Here is a 25759-nt window from a genome sequence, read left to right as displayed (position 1 = left end):
CGGATGGACTTTTTTCTTTTGCAACTGGCTGGATTTGGGACTGCATTCTTTGGCCTGGCAGCGGACCCGCTGACCTATCTGTATTTGATTGCATCCGTGTTCCTGGGCATCACGTTCGGCGCATTACCCGGCCTTACGGCAACCCTGGCTGTGACGATCCTGACAGGTTTCTTCGGTAACAAAATCCCGCTCGACTATTCGCTCATCGCTTTGCTCGGGGCCTATGTCGGCGCAATTTACGGCGGCTCTTACCCGTCTATTTTGCTGAACATTCCGGGCACGGCAGCCAGCGCGGCGACGGCCATGGATGGATACCCACTGGCCAAAGCGGGTCGAGGGGGCGAAGCACTTGGGCTGACCACGACGGCCAGTTTCATTGGCACAGTTATCGGAACCATCACGCTTTTGATTTTTGTCTGGGCGCTGCTTTTGGTTTCAAAGAACATCGCAAGCCCGGAGAAAGCATTGCTGGCCCTGTTCGGCATTTTGCTTTCTGGCACTTTGATGAGCGAAGACCTGGTGATTAAGGGATGGATCGCCGGTCTGATTGGGCTTGCGATGTCCATGGTGGGCCTCGACCCTCTGTTGTCTGAGCCGCGCTATACTTTCGGTTGGTCTTACCTGATGAGCGGGTTTCAGGTTGTGCCAGTTTTGATGGGGGCCTTTGCCATACCCCAAATCATTGACGGTTTGAGGCACGTTGAGGCCGGGAAAGTTCTGGCCCTGAAAGGCCGCATTCTTCCGAACCTACGCTCCATCCGACGCTACCTGCCCACCATTGGCCGGTCAGGAGTGATTGGAACTGGGGTAGGAGCGCTTCCTGGCGTCGGCGAAGACGTCGCCGGTTGGGTCAGCTACGGTGTTGGCAAGACCGTTTCTGCCGAGGGCGACAAGTTTGGAAAAGGGTCATTGGAAGGTCTGCTGTGCTCTGAAACAGCAAATAACGCCTGCATTGGGGGCGCGCTGATCCCGCTTTTGGTTTTGGGCATTCCCGGTTCACCACCCGCCGCGGCTTTGATGGGGGCTTTCAAGATCAACAACGTGATCCCAGGTCCGACGATAGACCCCGAGATCATTCTGCGCGTGGTTGCAATTTTGGTGCTGGCCTCCCTGACAATGTTCTTAATGGGCCTGTTCACTGCTCGGGTCTTTATCAAAATACTCGCCATCCCGCAGACCATCTTCTTGCCCGTCGTTATGGTTCTGACAACCATTGGGTCTTTCAGCGTCGGCGGCGGCATCAATGATCTTTACCTGATGCTTGGCGTCGGCGCTGTTGCCTATTTCATGAACCTCATGAAGTACCCAATCGCGCCGTTGGTGATAGGCGTTATTCTGGGTAGCCTGTTTGACGAAACCTTCCGTCGGTCGCTGTTCCTGTCGGATGGGGATCTTTCGGTCTTCTTTTCTCGGCCTGGTGCGGCCATTCTGCTGGTGCTCAACATTGGTCTGATCCTCAGCCAACTGCCCGTCGCGAAACGCGCTTTCTCACGCCTAAAAGGAATTTCAGTCTGATGTTTGCGGTTACTGTCACCTTCACTCTCAAGCCCGGTAATAGAGATATCTTCTTGCCGCTTATGGTCGAAAACGCTTCAACTTCTTTGCGTGAAGAAATCGGATGCCGGCAGTTTGACGTATGTCTCGGCGACGATCCTGAGACAGTTTTTCTCTATGAGGTTTATGATGACAGCGTGGCGTTCTCTGCCCACCTAAAAAGCGCGCATTTTCAGTCCTTTGATACGGCAGTGGCTGATATGATCGCCACCAAGGTGGTTCACCAATATTCCGAGGTCATCCGATGAACGATTGGGAAATCCATGCCGTGAAATACGCGGATCGCAACGCCCGGGCGCGAGCTGATAGTTTCATCATCGATGATAATCACGACGCTCCCCATGCGATGGACTATTTCGTTTGGGTGCTGAAACGCGGCAACAAAGTCATTCTGGTGGATACTGGCTACGACTCCGATGAGGCCGCCGCCCGTGGTCGTCCCATCGCGATGGACCCTCGCGAGGCTTTGCGACCCCTAGGCATTGCGCCGGAAGCGGTGACCGAGGTCATCGTGACCCATCTTCATTATGACCACGCAGGGGGGCTGCATATGTTCCCCAACGCGAAGTTGCATATGCAGTCGGCGGAAATGGCCTTCGCTACAGGTCCCTGCATGTGCCACGATCACCTGCGTGCTCCTTTCACGGCTGGCCATGTCTGCGAGGTCGTAAAGCGTCTCTATTCGGGCAAAGTCGTGTTCTACGACGGAGAAGCCGAGATTGCAGATGGGGTCACGGTGCACTGCATCGGTGGGCATTCGCGCGGGTTGCAATGCGTGCGCATAAGAACGGCGGCCGGGTGGATGGTGCTCGCCTCTGATGCCTCGCATTATTACGAGAATTTCATGGCGCGCAAAGCCTTTCCTATCGTTGTCGACCTGCAAGACATGATGGACGGCTTCAATACACTCGAGAGGTTGGCCTCGCATCCTAGGCTTATCGTGCCCGGCCACGATCCACTTGTGCGCGCGGTATTTCCCGTAGGCGCGGCACCGCATATCCATAGGCTGGATCCAGGGCCGACGCGGGACATTGAACTATGAAAATCGGTGTCATAGCGGACGATTTTACCGGTGCGAGCGATATTGCGAACACCTTGGCGAAGGGCGTTGAGCCAGAAGGTGGGTTACGAACGGCTCAGTTTCCGGGTATTCCGACGACCCCAGCCAACGAAGAGATCGAAGCGGGCGTCATCTCGCTCAAGAGCCGCACTGCACCGGTCAAGGAAGCCGTTGCAGACAGTCTGAGTGCCTTGAGGTGGCTCGTGGGCCAAGGATGCCAGCAGTTCATCTTCAAATATTGCTCGACATTCGATTCCACGATGGAAGGAAATATCGGCCCAGTTGCGGAAGCGCTGGCTAGTGAACTGAGTGCGCAAAAGGTGATTTTCTGCCCGGCCTTTCCGACAACGGGACGCACGGTCTATCACGGTCATCTTTTTGTGCTCGGCAGGCTGTTGAACGAGTCCGGGATGGAAAATCACCCTCTTACTCCGATGACGGATGCCAACATTAGGCGTTGGTTGCAGCATCAGACCCAAGAAGCGGTTGGGTCGGTGTCAATTGACGCCGTGAAGCAGGGACCAGAGGCGATTTCTGATGCGTTGCAGAACGCAAACGAACGCTTTGTGATCGGTGATGCGATTTCGGATGAAGATTTGTTGGCCTGGGGCGAAGCTCTAAAGGATGCCAAGCTCATTACTGGGGGATCGGGTATAGCGCTGGGTCTACCAAGAAACTTCCTGAGAGAGGCTTCATCCAAAAGTGTTGGCATTGCGTTCACTGGTATCGCAGGGCCCGCCGCTATCCTGGCAGGGTCTTGTTCAGGTGCGACACGCGGGCAGATCGATGTTCATGCGGAATCCAATCCGACGTTCGTCATTGATGTTCCAGGTGTCATGTCCGGGGGTGTGACCACGCAAACGCTTCTGGATTTCTTTGAAACGCATCCGGGTCAGGCGCCGCTCGCGTATTCATCAGGAAGCCCGGATGATGTGCGCGCGATCCAAAACAAATTCGGTCAGGACGCTGTGGCGGAAAAGCTGGACAATCTCTTTGCGGATACAGCACGAGAACTTGTTCAGAAGAGCTACAAGCGATTGGTGGTGGCAGGAGGGGAGACCTCGGGAGCTGTCGCCAAGGCTGTCTCTGAGGCACTGGGGTCTCCGGCCATGTCAATTGGGCCAGAGATCGACCCGGGCGTGCCAATCTTGAGCGTTGGAAAAACTGAACCCATTGTGTTGGCTCTAAAGTCTGGAAACTTCGGCGCTCCGGACTTTTTCGCGAAGGCCCTCAGAATGATGGAGGTCGGTAAATGAGTTCTGAAGAACTGGCGCTGCGACAGCAGATGTCGGAACTGTGCGCCTCACTGTTTGCACGTGGCTTTTCCGTCGGCACTGCGGGCAATGTCTCTGCCCGGCTGCATAACGGAATCCTTATGACACCTACCAACTCGACTTTGGGGAATATCGATCCCGAGCGCATCGCCAAGATTGACTTGGATGGCAACCACGTCTCCGGGGACAAGCCGACCAAGGAAGTCTTTCTGCATCAAGCCTTCTATGAGACAAGACCAGAAGCGGGCGCCGTGGTTCATCTGCATTCGACCTGGGCCACCGCATTGTCGTGTCTGGAAGACACCGATCCAGACGACTGTATTCCACCGCTTACACCATACGTGGTCATGCGCGTCGGCACGGTCAAACTGGTTCCATACGTCAAGCCGGGTGATCCGAAATCAGGTGATCTGATCCGTAAACTGGGCGGCAAATTTAGTGCTGTTCTGTTGGCCAATCACGGACCAGTCGTATCGGGGAAGGACCTCTTCTCGGCGGTCTGTGCAGCAGAAGAGTTAGAAGAAACAGCCAAGCTGCTCATGGCATTGCGGGACATGCCAACCCGAATGTTGGATGCAGCACAAGTCGCAGAACTCAAAGAGACTTTCGGAAGGATTTAATTCGACACCGAAATGGGGGCGTGCAAACTTTTGGGCAAATCGTGCAAAATTATGCGCAAATACGGCGCAAAGTTATGGGCAAGCACACTTGAATTTGATGAACGAAATCAACAGCAGGAGCGCAGCGTTATGAGCGCGCCTACCAGCAGTATAGGCGTGCGCATAGTATTTCGCGCACCTCATAAGTTTGCGTATTTTGCCAATAGTTTATCATCTTCATGTCTGACATCGCCCTCGCGACAAAGCTTTTGATTGGGTAAACTGCGCAATACGTCAAAGTTCACCGACTACTCGGCCAGGGAAATTTCGTGGTTGCTTTTAGCCATGTAAAACAAGACGAGGACGATTGGGCCGTCTTTGACTTGTTCCGGCTGGAGGGTGGAAAGATCGTCGAACATTTGATGTTCAGGACCAGATCGGCCCGAAAGAGACCTGGAACAACTCTGGCAAATTCTAGGGGAGTAGAGTGTAACGGCCTATCTGGCGGAGGCCGATGATGATTTCTTTCTCAGGCAAACGCGCGTTGATGCCGGGTCAACATTCCAGAAATCGAATGGTTGTCTTTGACTGAACCAGCGCGATAGTCTGATTGCATCTAAGGATTGGCGGAACATGTGTGGAGCTTTGAATGAACAGGTTGGTGTTATCAGCAATGGCATTGATCTCCACTGGCGCGGTGTGGGCCGCCGGTATGGAACGGTGGGGTGAATCCGGCGACTGGACAATTCTGATTGATGCCGAAAAGGGCAATGGCTGTCTTGCGTGGAAGCCCTTTGAAAATGACATGACCGTTGAAATCGGCGCAGCACCTAATCAGGACGGCGGCTTTTTTGCCGCTTTTAATCCAGCCTGGGTGCAAATCGAAGAAGGTGCGACCGGGATCGTACAGTTCGATTTTGGTGATGCGAGATTCGAAGGCGAAGCGGTGGGTGTCTACAAGAATGGCGTGCCCGGTGGTTACGCCTTTTTCGACAACCCGGCATTTGTAACCGAGTTTGGAAAACGCCAAAGCGTCACGATTATTGGCGAAAGCGGGGCCGAGGTTGAACTCGATCTCAGCGGGTCTGCCAAAGCCATTGAGGCCGTTCTGACGTGTCAGGCCGAACAGCCGGAACCACTAAAGAACTAGGTCGCGTCAGATCACTGCAATTGGTTGATATCAGGCACGCAGGGTTGCCTGTCGACAGGCATAGCATCTGCGCCGTCTGGAGCCTTGTTTCTGGACCCGCCTACATCCAGCTTGAACTTTGGCGACGAAAGTTGGCCAGTCACATCAAAGGGCCAAGCGCTTCTGGATAAGGGTTTGCCAACGCGCCGCGGCTCAGCTCTGATCGCAATGCTGTCGTTCAGCCAGTCCACTTGTCCTCTGGCCACCAATTGAACCGATCCCGTTTCAATGACGATAGAGTTTGAACTGACTCGCCCGGCTTGGATATTAACCGGGGCAACCACGCAAGTGATGTCGGTGTAGCCTTGTCTGAACTCCTCTGAAAACAGCCAGGGGAAAATTCCCAGCCCCGCCAGCTCCAATAGGCTGGTGCTGATATAGCCCTGCGACATCGACAAAGACGCGTTGCCGCGCATCGAGTTGATGAAGGCTTTGCCAGAGCTGGTGCTGCCAGAAACGTTGAACTCTCCGCTCAAACGGCCATAGGCATCAATACCGATTCCCAATTCATCAAGGATCTCCCCGAATTCCCATCCCGAGGTTGATCCCGACAATGAAAGCCAATCGGGTGAATCAATCAGATCCATGACCGCCCGAAGGCTGAAGTTTCCGCCACCGTAAGCCATCTGAAGGGGGCCGAAATCCACAGTTCCTTCTTTTGCTGACAATTGGCTTGAAACAGACGTTACACCTTGCTGGCCTACAATCTCTTTGAATTCGATCTGTACCTCGACGTCAGCTTCGCGTAGCACGCGCTGCACATCCAGAAGATCGGCAGGTTTCCCTTTTTCCTTTGGCAATACCAAGGGCTGCACGTCTGTCTCCTTCGGTAAAACTAAAGGTTGCACTTCGGCTTCAGGTTCTTTTGACGTCTCCCCTACCAGACTTTTCAGTTGGTTCAGCACGGCAGTCAGGTTCTTCAGGTCGTTGAGATCGAGCTTTTCGCTCGTGATGTTGCCCCGAACAACAGAAGTGCCCTCGGGGAAATTTGCGTTCAAAGTCGCAAGGAGATGCGAAGACCCGGCTTCGAACTGGATTGCGGCATCAAAGTCCTCGCCCTGTTTGGAGGTTTCAGCATCGATAGCTAGTGCCCCGAGCTCGACAGGTTGTAGATTAACTGCTGTCAGAAACTCGACGCTGTCGTCGACATCCAATTCTACATCAAAATCGAGACCGGCCAGCCCTTTTAGCTCGTTGACGGATAGTGCAAGATCAAGCGCCCATAGATCGGTGTCGTAAGTGGTCGCGTTAAACCTGTTGAGAGAAACCGACCCGCCCGCATTGGATACGTTGAAGTCGGCTTTGATGCCGCCGAATTGGTCAACGTAATCTTTATCGAGGTTGGGCAAAATCAACTTGGCGGGCCCGTTTAGCTCCCCATCGAAAGTCACGTCCTGAAGCTGAAGCAGATCGAGGATTTCACCTTCGGCTTTCAGGACAGGCTCTTCAATTGGACCGGCTTGTAGCGCAATGCCCAGCATGGCGAGCCGTCCGTCTGGCATGCGGCGAATACTTTCGATTGAGGCTGGGCCGATTACGTCCAGCCCTTGGTCAAATGCATTGGTTTGGAACAGCAACTTCTCGAATTCGAATGAAGCCAGAGATCCGACCATGTGCATTTCAAAGCCGGTGAATTTCAGCTCTTGGATACGTTTTGCTGCAGGCGGCGGCTGTCCTTCGGGATGAAGCCGTGCGTTGAAAAACAGATCGACGCCTTGCGCGGTGTAGAGGTCATCTATTGCGCCCTCAGCTTCGAGCTTCTGCCCATCTTCCAGGCTGACGGTGGTCTTAAACGCCTCGATCTTCAGAGCGTCCTGAGACACAAGCTCTGCTTGCAGCTGACCATTGCCTTCCAGAACGCGTTCCAATCCTATGACATCTAGAAAGTCACCGAATTCTCCGGTGTCCATCTCCAATACAGCCCGATAGCCGCCCCCTTCGTCTGCCGATAAGGGCTCGCCATCGTAGCTGACGGTTATTTCTCCGAAATTGGCCCGTGTGGTAAACGGTGCGTCATGGGGGTAGTCGCCTACGATTTCGAAGCCTTGACCGTTGACGGAGCCGGAACCAGAGACCTTTGTTCTTTGTCCATTATCTACTTGTTCGAGCGCGAGTGACTGAAGGTCAAACACAAATGAGAAGCCCGAGACCTTGTCGTCGATGTTTAACCCGATTGACGTGAAGCTGACGTTCTTGTCGCTCAGGAAGTTCAGGATTCCGCTGCCTTCCGTGTCGTTCTCATTGGTACTATCAGCGCTAGCAACGTCTTTTGGACCATCCGCTGATACAGTTTCCTCGGACAGTGGTTTGGGTGTTGGCCTGTCTTTTCGCCAGCTTGTGGTGCCGTTTTCGGCCGTAAGAATATTTGCTTGGAGGCCTTCCACGACGAGATTGTCAAAATGCAGACGCCCGTTGGTCAAGGCGATAATATCCAACTCCAATTCTAACAGGTTCAATTCTACAAGAGGTGACTCCGGCATTGTCAGGCTCGGGATAACCACCCCGCCGACGTAGATGTGACTAACGCGCCCAAGTTCGACGCTTACATCATCGTTCACTAGAAGGGGCCGACCAATTTGTTCTGAAAGAACTTTTTCTACAAGGTCGCGCCGCATGTCCGAGAACATCGGAGCCGCAAGCAACAACCAAACAAATGCGACCGTTGTGAAAGCGAGAATTGCGACAAGCCCAATTATTCTAATAAGCCAAACCTTCATGCGCTCCCCTATCGCCGCTTTCGCCGTTCAGTCTTTCACGAGCAGCAATTTAGCCCACCAGCTTGAACGCTCGTTCTGAACCATATTCTGATCAATTGGCTCGTGTCACTAATCGTCTCTGGTAGCCCCGCCAGTCGCCTTGATCCTTCCCATCAATACACTTTCCCTATTGGTTGAAGCCTCTTCGGAAGTCTGGATTGGTCCAAAAGTCCGAACGTCATCGACCTTCATAGTGAACGCAGCCTTCATGAGGACAGTACCATCAACAACCAGCATTTCTTTCTGCGTCGGCTCGATCCTGATTTGACCAGTTACAACGATGGGTTCGTAGACTGTCGATGGCGTCCATGAATCGCTTAGGTGCAAACGCACCATCTGGTTCGGAGGTGGAGGTGGTACGTGGCTGCACATTCCACGTTCCGGCACGATATATGCCATTTGGGAACCATCTTCGTCGCGGGGTGCCGGGATCACAAACCCGCCCAATGAAACGATCATGCCGTCGATGTCGATGTTAGCGGCCGTGCCCGCCTTCTCACGTCTTTCCATCACAATCCAGCGTTGGGAAATCAGCCAGTTCGCATCAACGCGTTCCTCAGCAAGAGTTGCTTCGGTCGCCTCGATATCCACTTGAAGCTGGTCCAACAGCTCTGGCGACGACCCGCCTTTTTCTTGCTGCGCGCGCAACCGGACCAATTTTCGAAGCGTGTTAAGCTGTTTGCCCGTCAATTCGACGAATGGATCTTCGTAGTTCTGAGCAGTTTCATCGATCAAGTCAGCCCATTCGATACGTGTAACTTCTGAGTGAACCGGCAAAGCCAAGAAAAATGCGAGAACTGTTGGAACAAGTGTCAGTTTGGCTCGAATTCTCATTTTGAGAAGTTCCCATTTGTAGAGCTAGGGATGCGCGGGGTGCCGAGGTAAATTCACCCCGCGCGACACTCAATCGAGTGTATTCTTGTAGATCACACCATCTTTCATGATCAGGTCGATGTTGTTGGTGTAGTCGACCAGGATCTCGGCATCCTCGACCGGGTTTCCCTCGACCAGCAGCAGATCGGCGTACGCGCCCTTTTCGATCACGCCCAGCGGACCTGCTTGATAGGGGTTGAGTTTTCCTGACAGTGCCAGAAGTGCGGCCGATTTTGACGTGGCTTGTTGCAGGATTTCGTACGAAGTCCACGCCTCCAGCCGGTATTTGAACTCATCATTCTGCTTGGTCAGAGCCACCGGGTCGCCGATGATATCGGTCGAGAATGCGACGTTTTCGATCTCGTATTCTTTCAACAATTTCATCTGATTGCGCGCACCGGCCTGAACATCAAGAAACTTGGGCGCTGCAGCGGGGCCAAGCGCCTTTTTGACAACTTCCTCGTCAAGCCCAAGCAGAGAATAGAACGGGACAATCCAGGCGCCAGACTCCTTGATGGCTTGCGCCGATACTTCAGTCATCAGTTGCCCATGTTCTATGCTGATGACGCCCGCTTCCAGTGACCGCAGGATCGAGTCGTCGTTATAGGCGTGGACCATGACATAGGTCCCCCAATCAGCCGCCGCGCGAACCGATGCCTCCAACTCTTCTGGCAATCCTTGAACGGTGTGCAACGGATCAACCGAAGATGACACACCACCGCCTGCCATTACCTTGATCTGCACCGCGCCCATGCGCAGTGCTTCTCGCGTTGCCCGCAGTACTTCGGGCACGCCATCGGCCAGGAACTCGACGTGCTGGTTAAAGAAAGACGGCTGCGCCCCCATGAAGTTCGGGTGGGGTTCGGTGTAGACCCGATGCTCGCCATGTCCGGAAGTCTGCGAAATGACTGGCCCTGATGCATAAATCCTTGGCCCCACGGCCTTACCGCGGTCTATAGCTTTTTGCAGACCAATTGCCGGGCCGCCCGCGTCCCGAACGGTTGTGAACCCACGCAGCAGCATTTTCTCGGCTTCAATTGTGGAAACCGCGCCCCAGTACATCCAGTCAAAGTTGTCCCTCAAATCTGCGACGGGCTCGGTGATTGCCATATGCACGTGGGCATCGATCAAGCCTGGCATCAGTGTTCGACCTCCGCCGTCAATGATCTGAGCATTGGCGACGGCCAACGGTTCTGACGACACTTCTGCGATCAGGTTGTCCACGACCAGAACGTTTGCGTTCTCAAGTCGCTGTTCATCGACACCGTTAAACACGTGCACGTTGGTAAATAGGATCGGAAAGCTCTCTTCCTGCGCAAAACCCTGGCCCGCGATTACCAGGCTTGCAGAAAGGGCTGTCGTGGCCACGATGCGTTTGAGTTTCGGCGTCATCGAAGTTCTCCAAATACGAATCATAGATGTATATTTCTGAATGTGATTTTAGAGTGATCGCCGAATATTGCCTGACATTATGGCAGATTTCGCCAAACTGATTTGGCATTCTGCAAGCTTTTGGCGCCTTTTTGTGTGCTTACTGTCTTTCTGTCGTTACCTTCATGATATTTGAGGGCGACATGGACGCATTTGACCAAAACACAAAGAAGGCCTTGCCGTTGGTTCGGGCATCGGTTGCTGCACCCGTAGTAGCTGCTTTGCGCGGCGCCGGTGTTGAACCGTCCTTCGTTCTAGACCCTCTGGGCGTAAGCGAATCCCAAGTGATGGATCGCCAGAATATCTTGCCACACGAGACGATCTATAAAATCCATCAAGCCGCTGCTGATGCAACAGCACCGGACTTCTGCGCGCAAGTTGGTCAATCAATTGACCTTGTTCGGTTTTTACCTCTTGGTGACATGTTGGCCGAGGCATTGACGCTGGGCGACTTTTTTACGCGCTACACTCAAGCCGTCTCGAAAGAATCCAACGCTGTCACGCAATCGCTGCTAGTGGAAGGCGAGCATGCTTATTTCAGTGCCAAGCGGAACTTCAACATTTCGGTTTCCCCCGGACAGACTGACGCATTTCTGGCGAGCATTTGGATATCACTACTGCACCGGGTTATAGATTTCAGGTGGGATCCGAGCCAAATCATTTTACGGGTAAGCGAACCAGACGTGCTACCTAGGCACTTTCATGGTGTTCAAGCCATCAAGTGCAGCCCACAGGGATTTTCGATCAGGTTTCCCTCAATCTGGCTGAGCCATCAGTTGCTATCGGAAACACTGGAAAACCCGTCAGACCAGACAGGCGCTACCCCCGAGCAGCATGCGCCTCAAGATTTCTTAACCGGGCTTCAGGGCCTGATCCGAATTCATCTTGGCGAACCAGGATTTGGTGTAAACGAACTGGCGCGCCTGTGCGGTTTCCACCGGGAGACATTGAACAATCGGCTGGCCCCTTACGGGCAATCGGCCTCTCAGGTCATATCTGGCGTCAAACTGGAAGAAGCAAAGAAGCTGCTGGGTCCAGCAGGAAAGTCCGTTAGTGAGACCGCACTGCGGCTTGGCTACGCAGACCCCACTGCGTTTTCGAGGGCCTTCCGAAAATGGTCAGGAATGTCACCGTCAGCTTATAGAAATTTGGTGAAGGGGCGGGCCTGACCATCTCGGTGCCAATGTCGATCGAGGTTTTTGTGCTCACCACAAGATTGCACCAATTAGTGGTTTTAAATGCTCGGCAGGAAGATCGCTGAACTAATCCCAAGTAATTGTCAGTGACCTTGCATCCTTCTTGTTGGGCTTGAATTTCGTTCATCGAAGTGCACTTTTGATTGGAAAATAGCGATTTTATTTGAGTGGTTTGCACGACGCCGTCGACATCCCAGCGTCCTGTCCTTTGATCATGCCGACGACCTGCGGTTCCGTGAAATAGCTCTTTCGCATTCGTTTGATTCTTCAAAAGGTTGAGCAAACTCTACATTAGAACGAGGGACGATTAGGGTGGCAGATCACCAGGGGCGCAGCTTTGCTGCGGCTGACTTGTCATGCCATCAGCAGCAAACGGCATTGAACGAGTATCCAAGCGAATTGGCTCCCTTTCCCGCCCAATATTTTACCATGGCTACACTCGCTTGAATGTTTAGGGCTCAGCCGTCAGCCTTTTGGCTCCCAACCAGCGTCTTTCATTGCCCGCCCGAGTTCCTCGCCGTGTTTGGGATCAGCGAACAGTCTTTGAAAAAGTAAATCAACGCGACTTTCGGGCCATTCGCGCGAAAGTTTTTTTGACAGGGTCTGCGCTTCGGCGACGTTGCCCAGCATCTGATGTGCCGCCATCAAGTAAGCGACCGAGACGGGCCCAACCGGGCCTCCCTTTTCGGCCACGTGTTCGAAGGTGGATACTGTGCCTTTGTAATCCTTGAGGTGGAACTTTGCAGACCCCATCGCATTTTGAAACACGTATCCCCTCTCTAGATCGATTTTCGAGAGCGCCTCTTTGCTGATGGAAACAACGTGCTCAAATGAGCCCGAATAGAGAAGGATCAGCGAGACGAATTCCAGCACGTGCACATCATTCGGGGCCAAGCGGCGCGCTCTCTCCGCAAAGTTCTTGGCTTCTGGCCAATTGCCTTTAGCGAATTCAACCCACGCCTTGGCAGCTTGGCTCCAACCTGTTTCAGGTGCCTGCTCGAGCGCCATTAGGGACTGACTGTCTGCGTAGGCAAGCATGTCGCGGGTCAGGTCCGGATCCGGTGTAACCACTGCCATTGTCGCGGCGACCTGGGCAGCTCCGGCATATCCGCCGAAATAACCGGGGTCATTCTTGATTGCACCTTCGAACATGATCAGAGCGGCATTCAACCGTGCGGGCTCCAGGGCAGGAAAAATCAGATCCCGACCTGAATTGGCGAGGTTTACAGCTTCAAGCCGCATTGGGGATGCATCGAAAATGGCGCTGCGCTCATCTGGGCTAAGGCCATCCAGCATTGATTGACCCGGCGCGTCCCTTTTGGGCGATGTCAGCATAAGTACCGTAGCGAACCCGACTAGAACGACAATCCCTGCTGCGCCAATGGCCGGACGATGCCATGCGCGGGCCTTGATATGCGGCGCCACTGGACTGTCAGGCATGCCCCCGCTGGGTACCCTTACTGTTATCTGAGGCGCATACCCCCCCTTGGGTAAGTCGAACAGTGTGTCCTCATTCCGGCCAGCGTCGGCATAGTACTCTGACAGCTTGCGCCTCAGGCGACCGGCGTCCACGCGTACAACGTTTTCACGGCGCGCCATCTCGGACATCGTTCCCCCATACACATCCATAGCGATGGTCTTCGCCCGGATATCATCGGCTCTGCCCCTCAGAGACTCTTCGACCACATAGATCAGAAAGTCCTGTAGTCGCTGCGAACCCGCAAAGGTGGAAGATTTGACAAGTCGCTGCAGCGCCGCCCGCACATCTTTGGCGTCCGGCGTCTGGTCTTTATTCACAGTCGGTGATGTATTTCCAGATATCTTCATGATTACAGCAGGTTAGACCTATGATTAAACCGTATTATGCCCCGATAAACCTTTTGTGAGAAGAAAATTCCGCGAACAGTTTGGGAACCATGTCGATCCAACAAACGAGCGTCAGAATTGAAAGGCTGTTCTCTTGATTCAGAATTTCCCGACCACCGATCCGCCATTGCGGATCTTCGGCGCGTGGATGCGGTGTTCGATGAGATTTGCCGTGACTACCAGCTTTTGTGTGCGGAGCATCTGTCAATGAATTCTGAACCCGGAAGTCGGTCATATCAGATTACCTGCGATATCCGCGAAACCCTAAGCGGTCTTCGGGGTGAAATCGCTCAGGCGCTTCGGCGCGCAGGAAAGATGTAATTCAAAAATGGGGAAGGGATACCGATGAAATCACTGTTGCAACATGCTTCGGTCATGGTGCTAATGGCTGGCGCCAGTTTGGCTCAGGACATGCCGCCCATCATTCATGATGGAGAGTTTCAGTTTCTTCGCGCGCAGTTCGGCGAAGAATGGGACGCTCAGGATGCGGAAATTGAAGCAAAACTTGCCGAGATCCGCGAAGCCAAAGGCGGGCAGCCCCCCAATTTTCTATATATTTTGATTGACGATGTAAGCTTTGGTCAGATGGGCAACCGGACGATGAACTACGTTACCGGTTTCGATACTCCCAACATCAACGACTTTGCCACGGAAGGTATGTCGTTGATGAGAATGTATACCGAGCCATCCTGCACTCCGACACGAACGGCGATGTTGACCGGTCGTCATCCCGTGCGTGCGGGCGTGGAAGAGGTCAAAGTCGCGCTGGTCGGCGAGGGGCTTGCGGCTGAAGAAGTTACCATCGCTGAAATTCTGAAAGAAAAAGGATACAACACGTCGCATGTCGGGAAGTGGCATCAGGGCGACATCGAGGAAGCTTATCCGCATAATCAGGGTTTTGACTGGGCGGCATTTCCGTTGCATCAGCAGGTCCAACTTAGCCTGATGACACGGGATGCAATGGTGGCCAACAATATGCTTGGCTTTCATCCGTCGGGGCAGTCCAACCAGTTCCAGTTGGATCAGCGTTTCAAGCCATACGGCCTTGTAACTGGGGTTGAAGGCCAGGCCGGTGGGATTGCTCGGGAAGTCGACATGGCGCCCGGCGAGGAATGGACACAGGCGAAATATGAAGAAATGAACCTGCGCTACCAGCGTCAGGCATTGGAGCAGTTAGAGCAGTTGGCCGCGCAGGATTCCCCGTTCTTTATGCAATACTGGCCGCTTTACCCGCTGAATTTTGCTTATCCTGATCAAGCCGTTTCAAGAAATGGTGGTTTCCATGCTGACAAGTTGCAGGTTTTGGATGGCTGGATCGGCGAAGTTTTGGACAAACTGGATGAAACGGGTGAGGCGGACAACACCGTTGTCATGATTATGGCTGACAATGGCTTGATGTATCATTACGAGGGTACTTCGGGACTGAACCAGTTGATCTATCGCGGGGGCAAGACCCAACACCTTGAAGGTGGTGTGCGCACGGATGCGTTCATCCGGTGGCCCGGTGCAATTAAGCCGGGCAGCGCGGCGGGCGACATCGTGCATGTCTCGGATCTGTTCACAACCTTCGCGCGCATTGCAGGTGCGACTGACCAAATTCCGCGCGACCGTGTGATTGACGGGATCGACCAGACCGCGCTGTTGCTTGAAGGCGAGGGTAATTCCCGCCGCGACTATGTTTATGTTTACGAAGGGCCGGTATTGCGCTCGGTGGTCAAGCAAGAGTTCAAGATGCATCTGGCTGCCCCCGGTCAACCCGGCGCTGCAGCGCCTGTGTTCAACGTTTACCGCGATCCACGGGAAGAGCATCCGCTTGTCGGGTATTCGTTGTGGTCGGGGGCGTCTTTCCAGGACATGGTAAAGCGTCATCAGAAAACCATTGCCGAACATCCGCACCTGCCGCTTGGAAAAGGTATCCCCTATGAAGGGATCGAGAACCTGCGTCCCGAGAGCGAATTGACCCGAGAGATTTTCGCCAGCTGGCAGTGACAAACGCAGGGCGGTGGCAAATTGGCCGCCGCCGTCCCGATCGCCCAAAATCGCGTGGTTTAGATAAGGGCTCGTCGCTTGGTGGCAGGAGCTCGGCCAGAATAGAGCTCAAGGCACTCAGCTTCTGGAAAGAGGGCGCCTGGTCGGTTGGTTGTCGTCCGCAGGGTGGTAAAACTTACGGCCCCGGTGTTGCCGTTTGCGAAGCGGCAATGATCGGGCGCGCTTCTGATTGCCCGACAATCTGGGAACCAGGGTCGAACAGCGGTTTGAAAGTTAAAAGCGGCTAAATTCCAAGGAAACTTCTATGCAACATCTGCAATTACTCGTTGCCGTGGCGCTTGCGACGGCCCTAGTCGCAACACCTGCGCCTGCTCGCGCTCAATCTTTGCCCCCACTGGGACAGGATGAGAGGGGGTGGCGACACGCGGCTTCGGTCTTCCTGTTTGCACCCCTGCGTACCACCGGGACATCCACTGTTGCGGGGCAATCAGTAGAGCTTGATCTGGATATCGGAGACGTACTGGACGTGCTCGAGTTCGCGGCTTCAGGCCGGTATGAGGCATGGAATGGGAACTTTGGGATCATAGTTGACGCCAACTATGTCGGCATAGAGCGGGATACCACATTGCCCAGCCCTTTGGGCGCGCGCCTTGATGTCGATGTACGCCAAAAGTGGTTTAGTGTTCTTGGCGCGTTCCGGGTCATGGACGGCACATATGGTGACAGCAAGAAACGCTATGTAATCGACCTGCAGGGCGGGCTGCGATACAACTCTATTCGCCAGGAAATTGAGCTGACAAACCCAGGTCCGGTAAGCCCACCTGTGTTAGGCGGGGATCAGAATTGGATCGAACCTGTCTTTGGCGCACGCGGCATGTGGCGGCTGAACCAAAAATGGACCGGAATTGCATCGGTTGAGCTTGGCGGCTTCGGTACAGGAGGTAACGACCTCCAAATTGGCGCAAATGTTGGATTCGACTATCAGCCGTGGGAAAACACGGCGCTTACTTTTGGATATCGGTATTTTAGCGTCGACTACAGTGACACGCTGAGTTCCGGAGAATTTGCCTATGACGTCGACCAGCATGGGCCATATTTTGGCATCAAGTATTTCATTCAATAAGCAAGTGCACGACCTTCGCGACTGCGGGGTTTCAGACCTGCGTCCTGGAAACGGTTATGGCGAAAAGCTGTTGCCTATAGCGAAAAAGGCCCCGGCGTTTCCACCGGGGCCTTCATCATGGGAAAGAGCGATGGATTATTCCGCGTCTTCTTTCTTTTCTTTCTTTTCGGGAACGATCTCTTCACCGGTTTCCTGATCGACCACTTTCATCGACAGGCGAACCTTGCCGCGGTCGTCAAAGCCCAGCAACTTGACCTTCACTTCCTGACCTTCTTTCAGAACATCCGAGGGATGGTTCAGGCGGCGGTTTTCGATCTGGGACACGTGGACCAGACCATCGCGCTTGCCAAAGAAGTTCACGAAGGCGCCAAAGTCGACGATCTTGACCACTTTACCGGTGTAGATCTGACCTTCTTCCGGCTCGGCCACGATCGAATAGATCATGTCATAGGCCTTCTGGATCGACTCTCCGTCCGGTGAGGCGATCTTGATCACGCCATCGTCGTTGATGTCGACCTTGGCGCCCGAAACCTCGACGATCTCGCGGATGACCTTGCCGCCCGAACCGATCACTTCGCGGATCTTGTCGGTGGGGATGTTCATGGTTTCGATGCGCGGCGCGTGGACCGAGAATTCGTTGGTCTCGGACAGGGCTTTGCCCATCTCACCCAGGATGTGCATCCGGCCGTCCTTGGCCTGGGCCAGAGCTTTCTCCATGATCTCGGGCGTGATGCCCGCAACCTTGATGTCCATCTGCAGCGAGGTGATGCCGTTTTCGGTACCCGCAACCTTGAAGTCCATGTCGCCCAGGTGGTCTTCGTCACCCAAAATGTCGGACAGGATGGCATAGTTGCCGTCATCTTCCAGGATCAGACCCATGGCCACACCGGCAACCGGTGCTTTCAGCGGAACGCCCGCATCCATCATCGACAGCGAGCCGCCGCAGACTGACGCCATCGAGGACGATCCGTTGGATTCGGTGATCTCGGACACGATACGGATCGTGTAGGGGAAGTCGGTCGCCGCAGGCAGAACCGCCTGCAGGGCGCGCCATGCCAGCTTGCCGTGGCCGATCTCACGACGACCGGGGCCACCCACGCGGCCAACTTCACCAACCGAATAGGGAGGGAAGTTGTAGTGCAGCAGGAAGTTCGATTTGAAGTTGCCGTGCAGCGCGTCGATGAATTGCTCGTCATCACCGGTGCCCAGGGTGGTCACGGCCAGCGCCTGCGTTTCACCACGGGTGAACAGGGCGGAACCGTGCGTACGCGGCAGCATCGAGGTTTCGGCCACGATCGAACGGATATCAGTGGTCGAACGACCGTCGATCCGCTTGCCGCCTTTGACGACGTCACCGCGCAGGATGCCGGCTTCCAGCTTTTTCATCGCCGAGCCAAGGTTGGCGTCTTCCAGCTGTTCTTCGGTCAGCGCTTCTTTGATCGCTTCGCGGGCCGCGGCAACAGCGGCGGTTCGCTCTTGCTTGTCAGTGATCGCGAAGGCGGCGCGCATCTGTTCTTCACCGGCTGCAGCAACAGCGGCATACAGGTCCGCATAGTCGGGAGCTTCGAATTCAAACGGCTCTTTCGCGGCGTCTTCAGCCAGACCGATGATCAGGTCGATCACCGGCTGAATCTGCGCGTGCGCAAAGTTCACGGCACCCAGCATTTCAGCCTCGGACAGCTCATAAGCTTCGGATTCCACCATCATCACGGCGTCTTTGGTGCCGGCCACAACCAGATCCAGACGCTGTTCAGGGTTCAGGCGCAGGTCCTGCATGTCGTCCACGGTCGGGTTCAGGACATATTCGCCATCCACGAAACCAACACGGGCGCCGGCGATCGGGCCCATGAACGGCGCGCCGGAAATGGTCAGAGCAGCCGAGGCCGCGATCATCGCCACGATGTCGGGATCGTTGACCAGATCGTGGGACAGCACGGTGCACATGACCAGAACTTCGTTTTTAAAGCCGTCAACGAACAGCGGGCGGATCGGACGGTCGATCAGACGCGCGGTCAGCGTCTCTTTCTCGGTCGGGCGCGCCTCGCGCTTGAAGAAGCCGCCCGGAACCTTACCGGCGGCGTAGTATTTCTCTTGGTAGTGGACGGTCAGCGGGAAAAAATCCTGACCGGGTTTTTGGCTCTTGGCAAAGGTCACGTTGGCCATGACGCTGGTTTCGCCCAGCGTGGCAATCACGGTGCCGTCGGCCTGACGGGCAACCTTGCCGGTTTCCAGTGTCAGCGTCTCTTCGCCCCACTGCATAGATTTCTTAGTTACATCAAACATATGCGTATCCTAGAACGGAGCACTCCCGCCCCTGCGGGTCTCCGGTTTGCATGGCGGCCCCATTGCCGCCGACCCCATTTATCTTCCATTCGAGTGCCAGGGTCAGGGCACAACGTCTCAGATACCCGCGCGCATACATGAGATTGGTGTCAAAGGGAAGGGATAAGGCAGCCGAGGGCGTTTGGGTTAACAGCCGTCGTAATTCTTGTTGCCGCTTGCCGTTATCGTGTAGGTCCCGCCCCGTGGACCTGTATAGCATTTGGAGTAGGTTCGCCTGACGACGGGCGTGGGTCGGCGGTATGTCGATATCTTTCGGATTTGCGTGCCCCACTCGCAGGCGAGGCCGTCGCCATCTCCATCAAGATTATGAGGGTCGGAAACCGGACCACCAGAAACCAAAAAGAACTTCTGAGCCGCCGCGCCGGTTGGAAAGTCGCTGCAATCATATGTGTCTACGCTGGGCGCGTCGGACCTTGAATAGATTGTCTTCCCAGTCGTCGACACACTGAATTGACCGTAGTTGCCCAAAGTGCATTGGTTTACCCCGCGCTCGGCCAGTTCTGCTTCGATCATGAGTTTACCGCGGGAGGTGGTTTGCGGCTGAAAGTAGGCACCGCACAATTCTGAAGTCGATGCCTGAGTGACTTTCGAAGACAGAGCCTCGGGTGAGAGCAGGTCAGCGGAGCAGGCAGTGATTAACATTATGGCAAAATAGAATGAAAGGCGCACTAGAGTCCTCAATTCGGCTAAGTATATGCTGGCGTTGATCGGAGGCGAATGGTCAAAATGGTTTAAGTCAAATTCAGGATTGAGAGCCTAGCCTACTGAGTGATTTTTGAAAGAGGCGGGGGTAACCGGCTCGCAATAATTGCAGGCTTGCACATTGATTTATTGCGCTAACATTCGTCCAAAAGAATGCATTTTGGGAAATATTGCTTTGCGTGTAGGCTGTTAGCACTGAACCCGCGGTCGAAAAGACGGAACGACGCCAAGGGGGTACGATATTCTTGTCCGTCAGCCGACCGACTAACTTGGCGTTTGCACCTAGCGGACAGAGGGGCTTCGAATGGCTCAAACCAAGAAAATGCTGGATCCCGATCCAAGGATCTATGACTTTGAAACAGAATACGAATTGGGGCAGGACAACGTTCGCCCGTTCGGTCTGGATATACACAATCCGGTCTTTTTGATCTCAAGCATCCTGATCTTTGCGTTTGTCCTGATCGCTCTGGCCAACCAAGAGGCAGCCGCAACGTTTTTTGGGTGGCTCAGGCCATGGCTAACCAGCACGTTTGACTGGTTTCTTGTCTTGTCGGTGGACGCCATAACCTTGTTCTGTCTGGTGTTGATCGTTCTGCCTGTCGGCAGCGTGCGCATTGGCGGTAAGGACGCCAAACCAGACTATTCCTATGCCGGGTGGATCGCGATGATGTTCGCGGCCGGTATTGGTATCGGCCTGCTGTTTTTTGGCGTGATGGAGCCGGTTTATTACAACTTCGCCGAGGGCGGCAACGCCGTACCGCTGGGCATTGATATCGCTGTGCCGGGCAATGAATACGCGGGCGTTGTGGGTACGATCCACCACTGGGGTCTGGAAGGCTGGGCAGTTTACGCTGCCGTGGGCCTGAGCCTTGCGATCTTTGCCTATAATCTGGACCTGCCGTTGACCCTACGGTCGGCCTTCTACCCGATCCTCGGCGAACGCGTCTGGGGCTGGTGGGGTCACATTATCGACACTCTGGCGGTGTTTGCCACGCTGTTCGGCCTGACCACATCCCTGGGTCTGGGTGCGCAGCAGGTTGCAGCCGGGTTGAATGAGGTGTTCGGCATCGAACCCAGCCCGACCGTCGTTGTCCTGCTGATCATCGGCATCACGCTGATCGCTCTGGGCTCGGTCCTGATGGGCATGGATGCCGGCGTGAAACGGCTGAGCGAGATTAATATGATCATGGCCGTAGGTCTGTTCATCTTTGTGATCGTCGTCACCGGCGTCGGAACTGCCATCGCTCGGTACTTCAACGTGATGGTGGATTACGTGACGCACCTACCGGCCTTGTCCAACCCGTTCGGGCGTGAAGATACCAGTTATTTCCATGGCTGGACGACTTTCTACTGGGCCTGGTGGATTGCGTGGTCTCCGTTCGTGGGCATGTTCATCGCCCGCATCTCCAAGGGTCGCACGGTTCGCGAGTTCATCCTGTGTGCGCTGCTGGCACCTACTGCAGTCTGCGCGCTTTGGATGTCGACCTTTGGCGGAGCGGCCATCGACATGCTGAACGCAGGCGGCGCCGAAGGCGTCCGCGCCACGGTGATCGACAGCTATGCGCCCGAGGGCGCGCTGTTCGGCTTCCTGAAAGAGCTGCCCTTGTATTCGATCGTGGCCCCCATCGCGCTGGTCCTGATCGTGGTGTTCTTTGTCACCTCGTCGGACTCGGGCTCGCTGGTGATCGACACGATCACGGCGGGTGGCAAGATGGATGCGCCAGTGATCCAGCGCGTATTCTGGTGTACGCTTGAAGGTCTGGTGGCGATTGCTCTGTTGCTGGGCGGTGGACTGTCGGCTCTGCAGGGCGCGGCGGTGTCAACCGGTATCCCGTTCACGCTGGTCGTTCTGATGATGTGCTACTGCCTGTGGCTGGCACTGAAGTCGGAAAAGGCGAAGATGTAGGTCTCAGACCTTTTGCAAGTGAAACGCCCGCCAAAAGGCGGGCGTTTTATTGAACCTGAGATGTCACGGGCATCGGTAGCCAGCAACGCAAGTTCCATCTTCCTCCATGATCACGGTGGAGTGCCCAGGAGAACCGCCAGGCATTGGCACGCCAGTCGAAATTATGAATCGAACGCTGTGCCCTCCGTTGAGACCTGCAGGGAATCTTGGGATTGGCTCGACGATCTTGAAATAGCCGTCGGGCGTCTGAGTCATTGCGCCCTGCTTTGCCAATTGCAGCAGTCCGGCTTGTTGCGGCAACACGTCATACGGTATTGCTTCGGTCGAAGCCCAAACCCCATCCGGGTCAAATTCCACAATGCCGCCCGGATAATAACGCAGTAACATCATCTGCAGTTTGCGTTCTAAACTGCCAGCCTGTTTCGTGTCCGGCGGGTACAGCACCTGAACGCCTTCATCCGTCACCAAATAGCGCCTGTTGTTCTTCACAATCGTCAGCCCATTAGAACTGCCTGAGCCCGACTTGACGCCTGAATGCTGGCCGGATGGCAACCGAATTTCGCCAAGTTTTCCTAAGCCGAACACATGGTCAATATTTCGTTTCAGTTTTGATGACACCAACCCTTTGGCAGCGATGGCGTCGCCTGAAGCGCTGTCTCTGAAATACTTGGGCAAACATCTTATGCCGGGCTCAAAATGCAAAACGTCCTTTTTCAGACCGGCGACACCCACGCCGCGTGTATCCCGTGGCGCGACAAACCGTTCTACCCGGTCCGTGTCGCCGGTGACTTTCCAAACGATCGGGTCGAACGCGGTGGCCAGAATGTAAAGCGGTGTTTCGCCGTTCTCGATATGAATTTCTGCAGCCGAAGTTTCCCGGTCCAACCCGGCAACCGCGACGTTTGATATGGCATAACCTTCATACCCACCGACCAGAATGATCTCTGCGTTGGCAGTTGGTTTGGGAAACTCGCACAATTGTGCCGGTTGCGCCTGTTGCCCGCGAAGGTTTGCTGGCGGGACGACGTTTGGGGAAACTTCGGCGTTGGCGATTTGTTCCACGACAATTGCGATTTCATCCGGTGTGACTTTGCCGTCTTTGTTCGCATCGAACTGCAGTACAGCTTCGATCCGATGCTGCGTCTTCGGAGATGGCAGTGACGATGACATCGCATTTTGCCAAAGCTCGGTCAGCGACAGGCTTCCGTCGCGGTCTCGGTCCGATGTTGCAAGGACAGTCTGGAGCAATACCGATTGGTTGGCGTTTAGAAAAGGCGTTTGTCGTTCGATTTCGGCGGCAGAAATCGCCATATCGGCATCCAAATCAAAGGCCAGAACGTTTCGAAAAAGATTTGCGCGGCGTCCAGCCTCATTCATAGCAGCGTGAACTTCTATGGCTTCGCGGGTCAGCTCGCCACTGGGCGCATATTGGAACAGTTGTCGAATTGTCTGTTCGGTAAAACCTCTTGGATCTCGAGTGATCTGATCAATGGTCTTTTGTGTCAGATCTAATTGCGAAACTATTGGCTCTTCTGATTGGGCGGCAACACTCTGAGCCATTGCGCTTACCAAAACGACAGAGCAAAGAAATTTCGAATTTTTCATAAGATATAATCCTGAAAAAACATCGGCTTTAAATTTGCTAATTTTTTTAATCTCAGTCTATGCACCTGTATCGTCACATGAAAATGGTTAACCAATGGTTAGTAATTTTGAACGGGTGTCACTCGTATCCGATTCAGCACTTGCCCAAGACAAGACGCAAAAAAAACGCCCGCCAAGCTGGCGAGCGTTAAACCGGGCAACCGGTTTCAATTCTGGCACAAAAAGCGCTTAGCGGCGGATGCCCAGCTTTTTGATCAGGTCCTGATAACGGGCCTCTTCCTTGCCTTTCAGGTAGTCCAGCAGCTTACGGCGCTGGGCGACCATTTTCAGCAGACCGCGACGACCGTGGTTGTCTTTTTTGTGGGTCTTGAAGTGCTCGGTCAGGGTGGTGATGCGCGAGGTCAGGATAGCAACCTGGACTTCAGGCGAACCGGTGTCGCCTTCTTTGGTTGCGAATTCCTTCATGACGCGTGCTTTTTCAGCGGCAGTAATCGACATCGGGGTCTCCTTGTAAAAGGTTAAGGTTGATGGCGCAGGCCGGGATGTCGTCCAGCACAGGCCCATGGAGAAAACCGCACCGATTCCGATGCGGATGCGCGCGTATAGGCGGTATTGGGAGAAATGGCAAAGGGATTCTGTGACGCTCAGCCCTGTGTCATTTAACCCAGTGCGTTCAGCTGCGCCAGATCTCCTTCGGCGATCAGCTGGATATCATCGGGGGTCAGCCCCTCGGCCTTTGGCAGCTGAGCAATGGTCTGGCCGTTGATCGTGACATTGGTCAGACTGTCATCCTCGGTATCCGGTTCAATATGAATGTCGGGGTCTCCTGCACCCTCCCACGAGATCAGCAGCTTGTCCTCACCCGGTTGGAAGTCCATGACAGTGACGGCGGCGTCATCTTCTTCGGGCGTGATCACGATGTCATCCTCGCCTTCGCCGCCGGTGGCGATATCCCCGCTTTCGGCCAGAATCGTGTCATCCCCTGCGCCGCCATTGAGGAAATCAACCGCATCCTCATCCGCGCCATCCTGCCCGGTCAGCACGTCATCGCCATCGCCGCCAAACAGAACGTCTTCGCCTTTGCCACCGTCAAGATGATCGTCGCCATATCCCCCATGCAGCGCATCATCGCCCGCATCCCCGGTCAGAGTGTCATCGTCCTGCCCGCCGTAAAGCTCGTCCTCGCCGTCGCCGCCTGTCAGGGTGTCATCACCGAAATGACCAAACAGCGTGTCGTCGCCCTGATCACCGGAGAGCTGGTCGTCGCCGTCCTCACCATGAAGCACGTCGTCATCAAGGCCGCCCGTGATAATGTCATCCCCTTTGCCGCCGTGCAGCACATCTTCGCCCGCGCCGCCGATGATAGTGTCGTCGCCTTCATACCCGTTGATCTGATCGTCGCCGTCCTGCCCGGTCAAAAGGTCGGTATCTTCGGACCCGGCGATGATCAGATTGCCGTTTTGCTCCGTAAGCACCGTTCCGGTCGAGATTTCCGAGGTTTCAGGGGCGTCGATATTCTCATCCACGTCCAGCAGATTGCCCTCGGACAGGTCGACGGGTTCGTCTTCCTGGATGTCGTCCTCTTCGACCTCTTCCTCGGGCTCAAACACATCGCTGATTGCATAGGCCGCACCGCCCATGGCGGCCAGACCGAGTAGTCCGATCAAGAACATGGCAACCCTCCGTGAACGCAGTTCTCCGAGGGTGATTTATCCTATGTTCATAAGGCTTTGGTCAAAGGCAGGTTGGACTCGTGGTTAACTGTTTGTCACCACGATTCGGGCTGCTGGGTATAGGCGATGTATAGAGGGTGCTTTGGATGCCCCGCCTTTGTCAGCCCTAGATGGAACAGCGGTTGGCCGCTGCCGCGCAGCAGCGCCTCGACCGCCGGGCCGCGATCCAGATGCGCGCCATGGGTGCCCCATGCGGCAATGACCTGATCGGCCCATTCGACACCGTCTAGAATGGCGGCGTCATTCGCGGGGCCTACCGGATCGGCGGCGGCGCGCATCTTGCGTGGGTCAGTATCGCGCCAGGCAAAGATATTAGTTACCTGAAACGCACCGAACCCCAGCGCCCGCGCGCGGCGTTCGCAGCGCTCGACCGTAGGGTCATTCTGTACCTCGGTCGCGGTGGAGGGGTTCAGCATCACAAACAGTGCCTTGCGCCCCGCCGGATCCCAAACGCGGGTCAGGCTATAGCGATAGTTCTCGCAATCGGAATAGACGGCAGTCGAGGGCGCATCGCCCTTGGTATGGGTTCGGGTGATCATGCCCTTCGCCTAGCACGGCGA

General features: G+C 54.9%; 21 protein-coding genes. 10 read left to right on the top strand and 11 right to left on the bottom strand.

Annotation, left to right across the window (positions count from 1 at the left end):
- The first annotated feature begins 3 nt into the window (after positions 1-3).
- From AC2TAD_RS14945 to AC2TAD_RS14920, 6 genes are all read left to right on the top strand, one after another.
- Positions 4-1515, top strand: coding sequence for a tripartite tricarboxylate transporter permease (locus AC2TAD_RS14945; RefSeq protein ID WP_480868622.1), 1512 nt, complete (start codon positions 4-6; stop codon positions 1513-1515).
- Positions 1515-1802 (top strand): putative quinol monooxygenase, encoded by a 288-nt coding sequence (locus AC2TAD_RS14940; RefSeq protein WP_480868620.1) that lies wholly within the window; start codon positions 1515-1517, stop codon positions 1800-1802. Before AC2TAD_RS14945 ends, AC2TAD_RS14940 begins: the two co-directional genes overlap by 1 nt.
- Complete coding sequence (locus AC2TAD_RS14935; RefSeq protein WP_480868618.1) at positions 1799-2596, top strand: N-acyl homoserine lactonase family protein; 798 nt, start codon at positions 1799-1801, stop codon at positions 2594-2596. Before AC2TAD_RS14940 ends, AC2TAD_RS14935 begins: the two co-directional genes overlap by 4 nt.
- Entirely contained in the window at positions 2593-3870 is a 1278-nt protein-coding gene (gene otnK / locus AC2TAD_RS14930) for a 3-oxo-tetronate kinase (RefSeq protein WP_480868616.1), read from the top strand. Before AC2TAD_RS14935 ends, otnK begins: the two co-directional genes overlap by 4 nt.
- Positions 3867-4508, top strand: a complete 642-nt coding sequence (otnC, locus tag AC2TAD_RS14925) for a 3-oxo-tetronate 4-phosphate decarboxylase (protein WP_480868615.1) — start codon at positions 3867-3869, stop codon at positions 4506-4508. Before otnK ends, otnC begins: the two co-directional genes overlap by 4 nt.
- Before the next feature lie 652 nt (positions 4509-5160).
- Positions 5161-5637 (top strand): hypothetical protein, encoded by a 477-nt coding sequence (locus tag AC2TAD_RS14920; RefSeq protein WP_234900820.1) that lies wholly within the window; start codon positions 5161-5163, stop codon positions 5635-5637.
- Positions 5638-5648: 11 nt separating this feature from the next.
- Here AC2TAD_RS14920 and AC2TAD_RS14915 read toward each other — a convergent pair whose 3' ends face one another.
- The 3 genes from AC2TAD_RS14915 to AC2TAD_RS14905 form a co-directional block, all read right to left on the bottom strand.
- Complete coding sequence (locus AC2TAD_RS14915) at positions 5649-8393, bottom strand: AsmA family protein (protein ID WP_480868614.1); 2745 nt, start codon at positions 8391-8393, stop codon at positions 5649-5651.
- A gap of 108 nt (positions 8394-8501) precedes the next feature.
- A complete protein-coding gene (locus AC2TAD_RS14910; protein WP_480868612.1) occupies positions 8502-9266 on the bottom strand; it encodes a DUF3299 domain-containing protein in 765 nt (254 codons plus the stop codon).
- Positions 9267-9335: 69 nt separating this feature from the next.
- A complete protein-coding gene (locus AC2TAD_RS14905) occupies positions 9336-10697 on the bottom strand; it encodes a metal-dependent hydrolase family protein (RefSeq protein ID WP_480868611.1) in 1362 nt (453 codons plus the stop codon).
- Between the two features lie 182 nt (positions 10698-10879).
- Between AC2TAD_RS14905 and AC2TAD_RS14900 the strand changes: the two genes are divergently transcribed.
- Positions 10880-11905, top strand: coding sequence for a helix-turn-helix domain-containing protein (locus AC2TAD_RS14900; RefSeq protein WP_480868609.1), 1026 nt, complete (start codon positions 10880-10882; stop codon positions 11903-11905).
- A 492-nt stretch (positions 11906-12397) separates the two neighbouring features.
- Here the strand turns inward: AC2TAD_RS14900 and AC2TAD_RS14895 are convergent, their stop codons facing one another.
- Positions 12398-13759, bottom strand: a complete 1362-nt coding sequence (locus AC2TAD_RS14895) for a tetratricopeptide repeat protein (RefSeq protein ID WP_480868608.1) — start codon at positions 13757-13759, stop codon at positions 12398-12400.
- A 34-nt stretch (positions 13760-13793) separates the two neighbouring features.
- The gene (locus AC2TAD_RS14890; RefSeq protein WP_170755972.1) at positions 13794-14033 is read right to left on the bottom strand and encodes a hypothetical protein; all 240 of its coding nucleotides are present in this window, start codon (positions 14031-14033) and stop codon (positions 13794-13796) included.
- A 110-nt stretch (positions 14034-14143) separates the two neighbouring features.
- On the opposite strand from AC2TAD_RS14890, the gene AC2TAD_RS14885 reads away from it, so the two are divergent.
- Together AC2TAD_RS14885 and AC2TAD_RS14880 are read left to right on the top strand one after the other, a co-directional pair.
- A complete protein-coding gene (locus tag AC2TAD_RS14885; protein WP_170353692.1) occupies positions 14144-15787 on the top strand; it encodes a sulfatase-like hydrolase/transferase in 1644 nt (547 codons plus the stop codon).
- Positions 15788-16091: 304 nt separating this feature from the next.
- Positions 16092-16910 (top strand): hypothetical protein, encoded by an 819-nt coding sequence (locus tag AC2TAD_RS14880; protein WP_480868606.1) that lies wholly within the window; start codon positions 16092-16094, stop codon positions 16908-16910.
- Between the two features lie 135 nt (positions 16911-17045).
- Here the strand turns inward: AC2TAD_RS14880 and pnp are convergent, their stop codons facing one another.
- Both pnp and AC2TAD_RS14870 read right to left on the bottom strand, forming a co-directional pair.
- The gene (pnp, locus tag AC2TAD_RS14875; RefSeq protein ID WP_480868604.1) at positions 17046-19193 is read right to left on the bottom strand and encodes a polyribonucleotide nucleotidyltransferase; all 2148 of its coding nucleotides are present in this window, start codon (positions 19191-19193) and stop codon (positions 17046-17048) included.
- A 186-nt stretch (positions 19194-19379) separates the two neighbouring features.
- Entirely contained in the window at positions 19380-19766 is a 387-nt protein-coding gene (locus tag AC2TAD_RS14870; protein ID WP_480868602.1) for an excalibur calcium-binding domain-containing protein, read from the bottom strand.
- Positions 19767-20259: 493 nt separating this feature from the next.
- Here AC2TAD_RS14870 and AC2TAD_RS14865 point away from each other — a divergent pair, with 493 nt between their 5' ends.
- On the top strand, positions 20260-21861 hold the full coding sequence (locus AC2TAD_RS14865; RefSeq protein WP_170353689.1) for a BCCT family transporter: 1602 nt from the start codon (positions 20260-20262) through the stop codon (positions 21859-21861).
- Positions 21862-21924: 63 nt separating this feature from the next.
- Here the strand turns inward: AC2TAD_RS14865 and AC2TAD_RS14860 are convergent, their stop codons facing one another.
- The 4 genes from AC2TAD_RS14860 to AC2TAD_RS14845 all read right to left on the bottom strand — a co-directional run bounded on the left by AC2TAD_RS14860 (position 21925) and on the right by AC2TAD_RS14845 (position 25738).
- Entirely contained in the window at positions 21925-23421 is a 1497-nt protein-coding gene (locus tag AC2TAD_RS14860) for an EF-hand domain-containing protein (protein WP_480868600.1), read from the bottom strand.
- Between the two features lie 273 nt (positions 23422-23694).
- Complete coding sequence (gene rpsO, locus AC2TAD_RS14855; RefSeq protein ID WP_039528663.1) at positions 23695-23964, bottom strand: 30S ribosomal protein S15; 270 nt, start codon at positions 23962-23964, stop codon at positions 23695-23697.
- Positions 23965-24125: 161 nt separating this feature from the next.
- Positions 24126-25139 (bottom strand): calcium-binding protein, encoded by a 1014-nt coding sequence (locus AC2TAD_RS14850; protein ID WP_480868598.1) that lies wholly within the window; start codon positions 25137-25139, stop codon positions 24126-24128.
- Between the two features lie 95 nt (positions 25140-25234).
- A complete protein-coding gene (locus tag AC2TAD_RS14845; protein ID WP_480868596.1) occupies positions 25235-25738 on the bottom strand; it encodes a DUF1643 domain-containing protein in 504 nt (167 codons plus the stop codon).
- Between the last annotated feature and the right edge of the window lie 21 nt (positions 25739-25759).

It is taken from the genome of Ruegeria sp. HKCCD7628 (assembly GCF_057221005.1).
The sequence above is the reverse complement of the archived record's forward strand: the minus strand, read 5'-3'. Positions and strand labels throughout refer to the sequence as shown.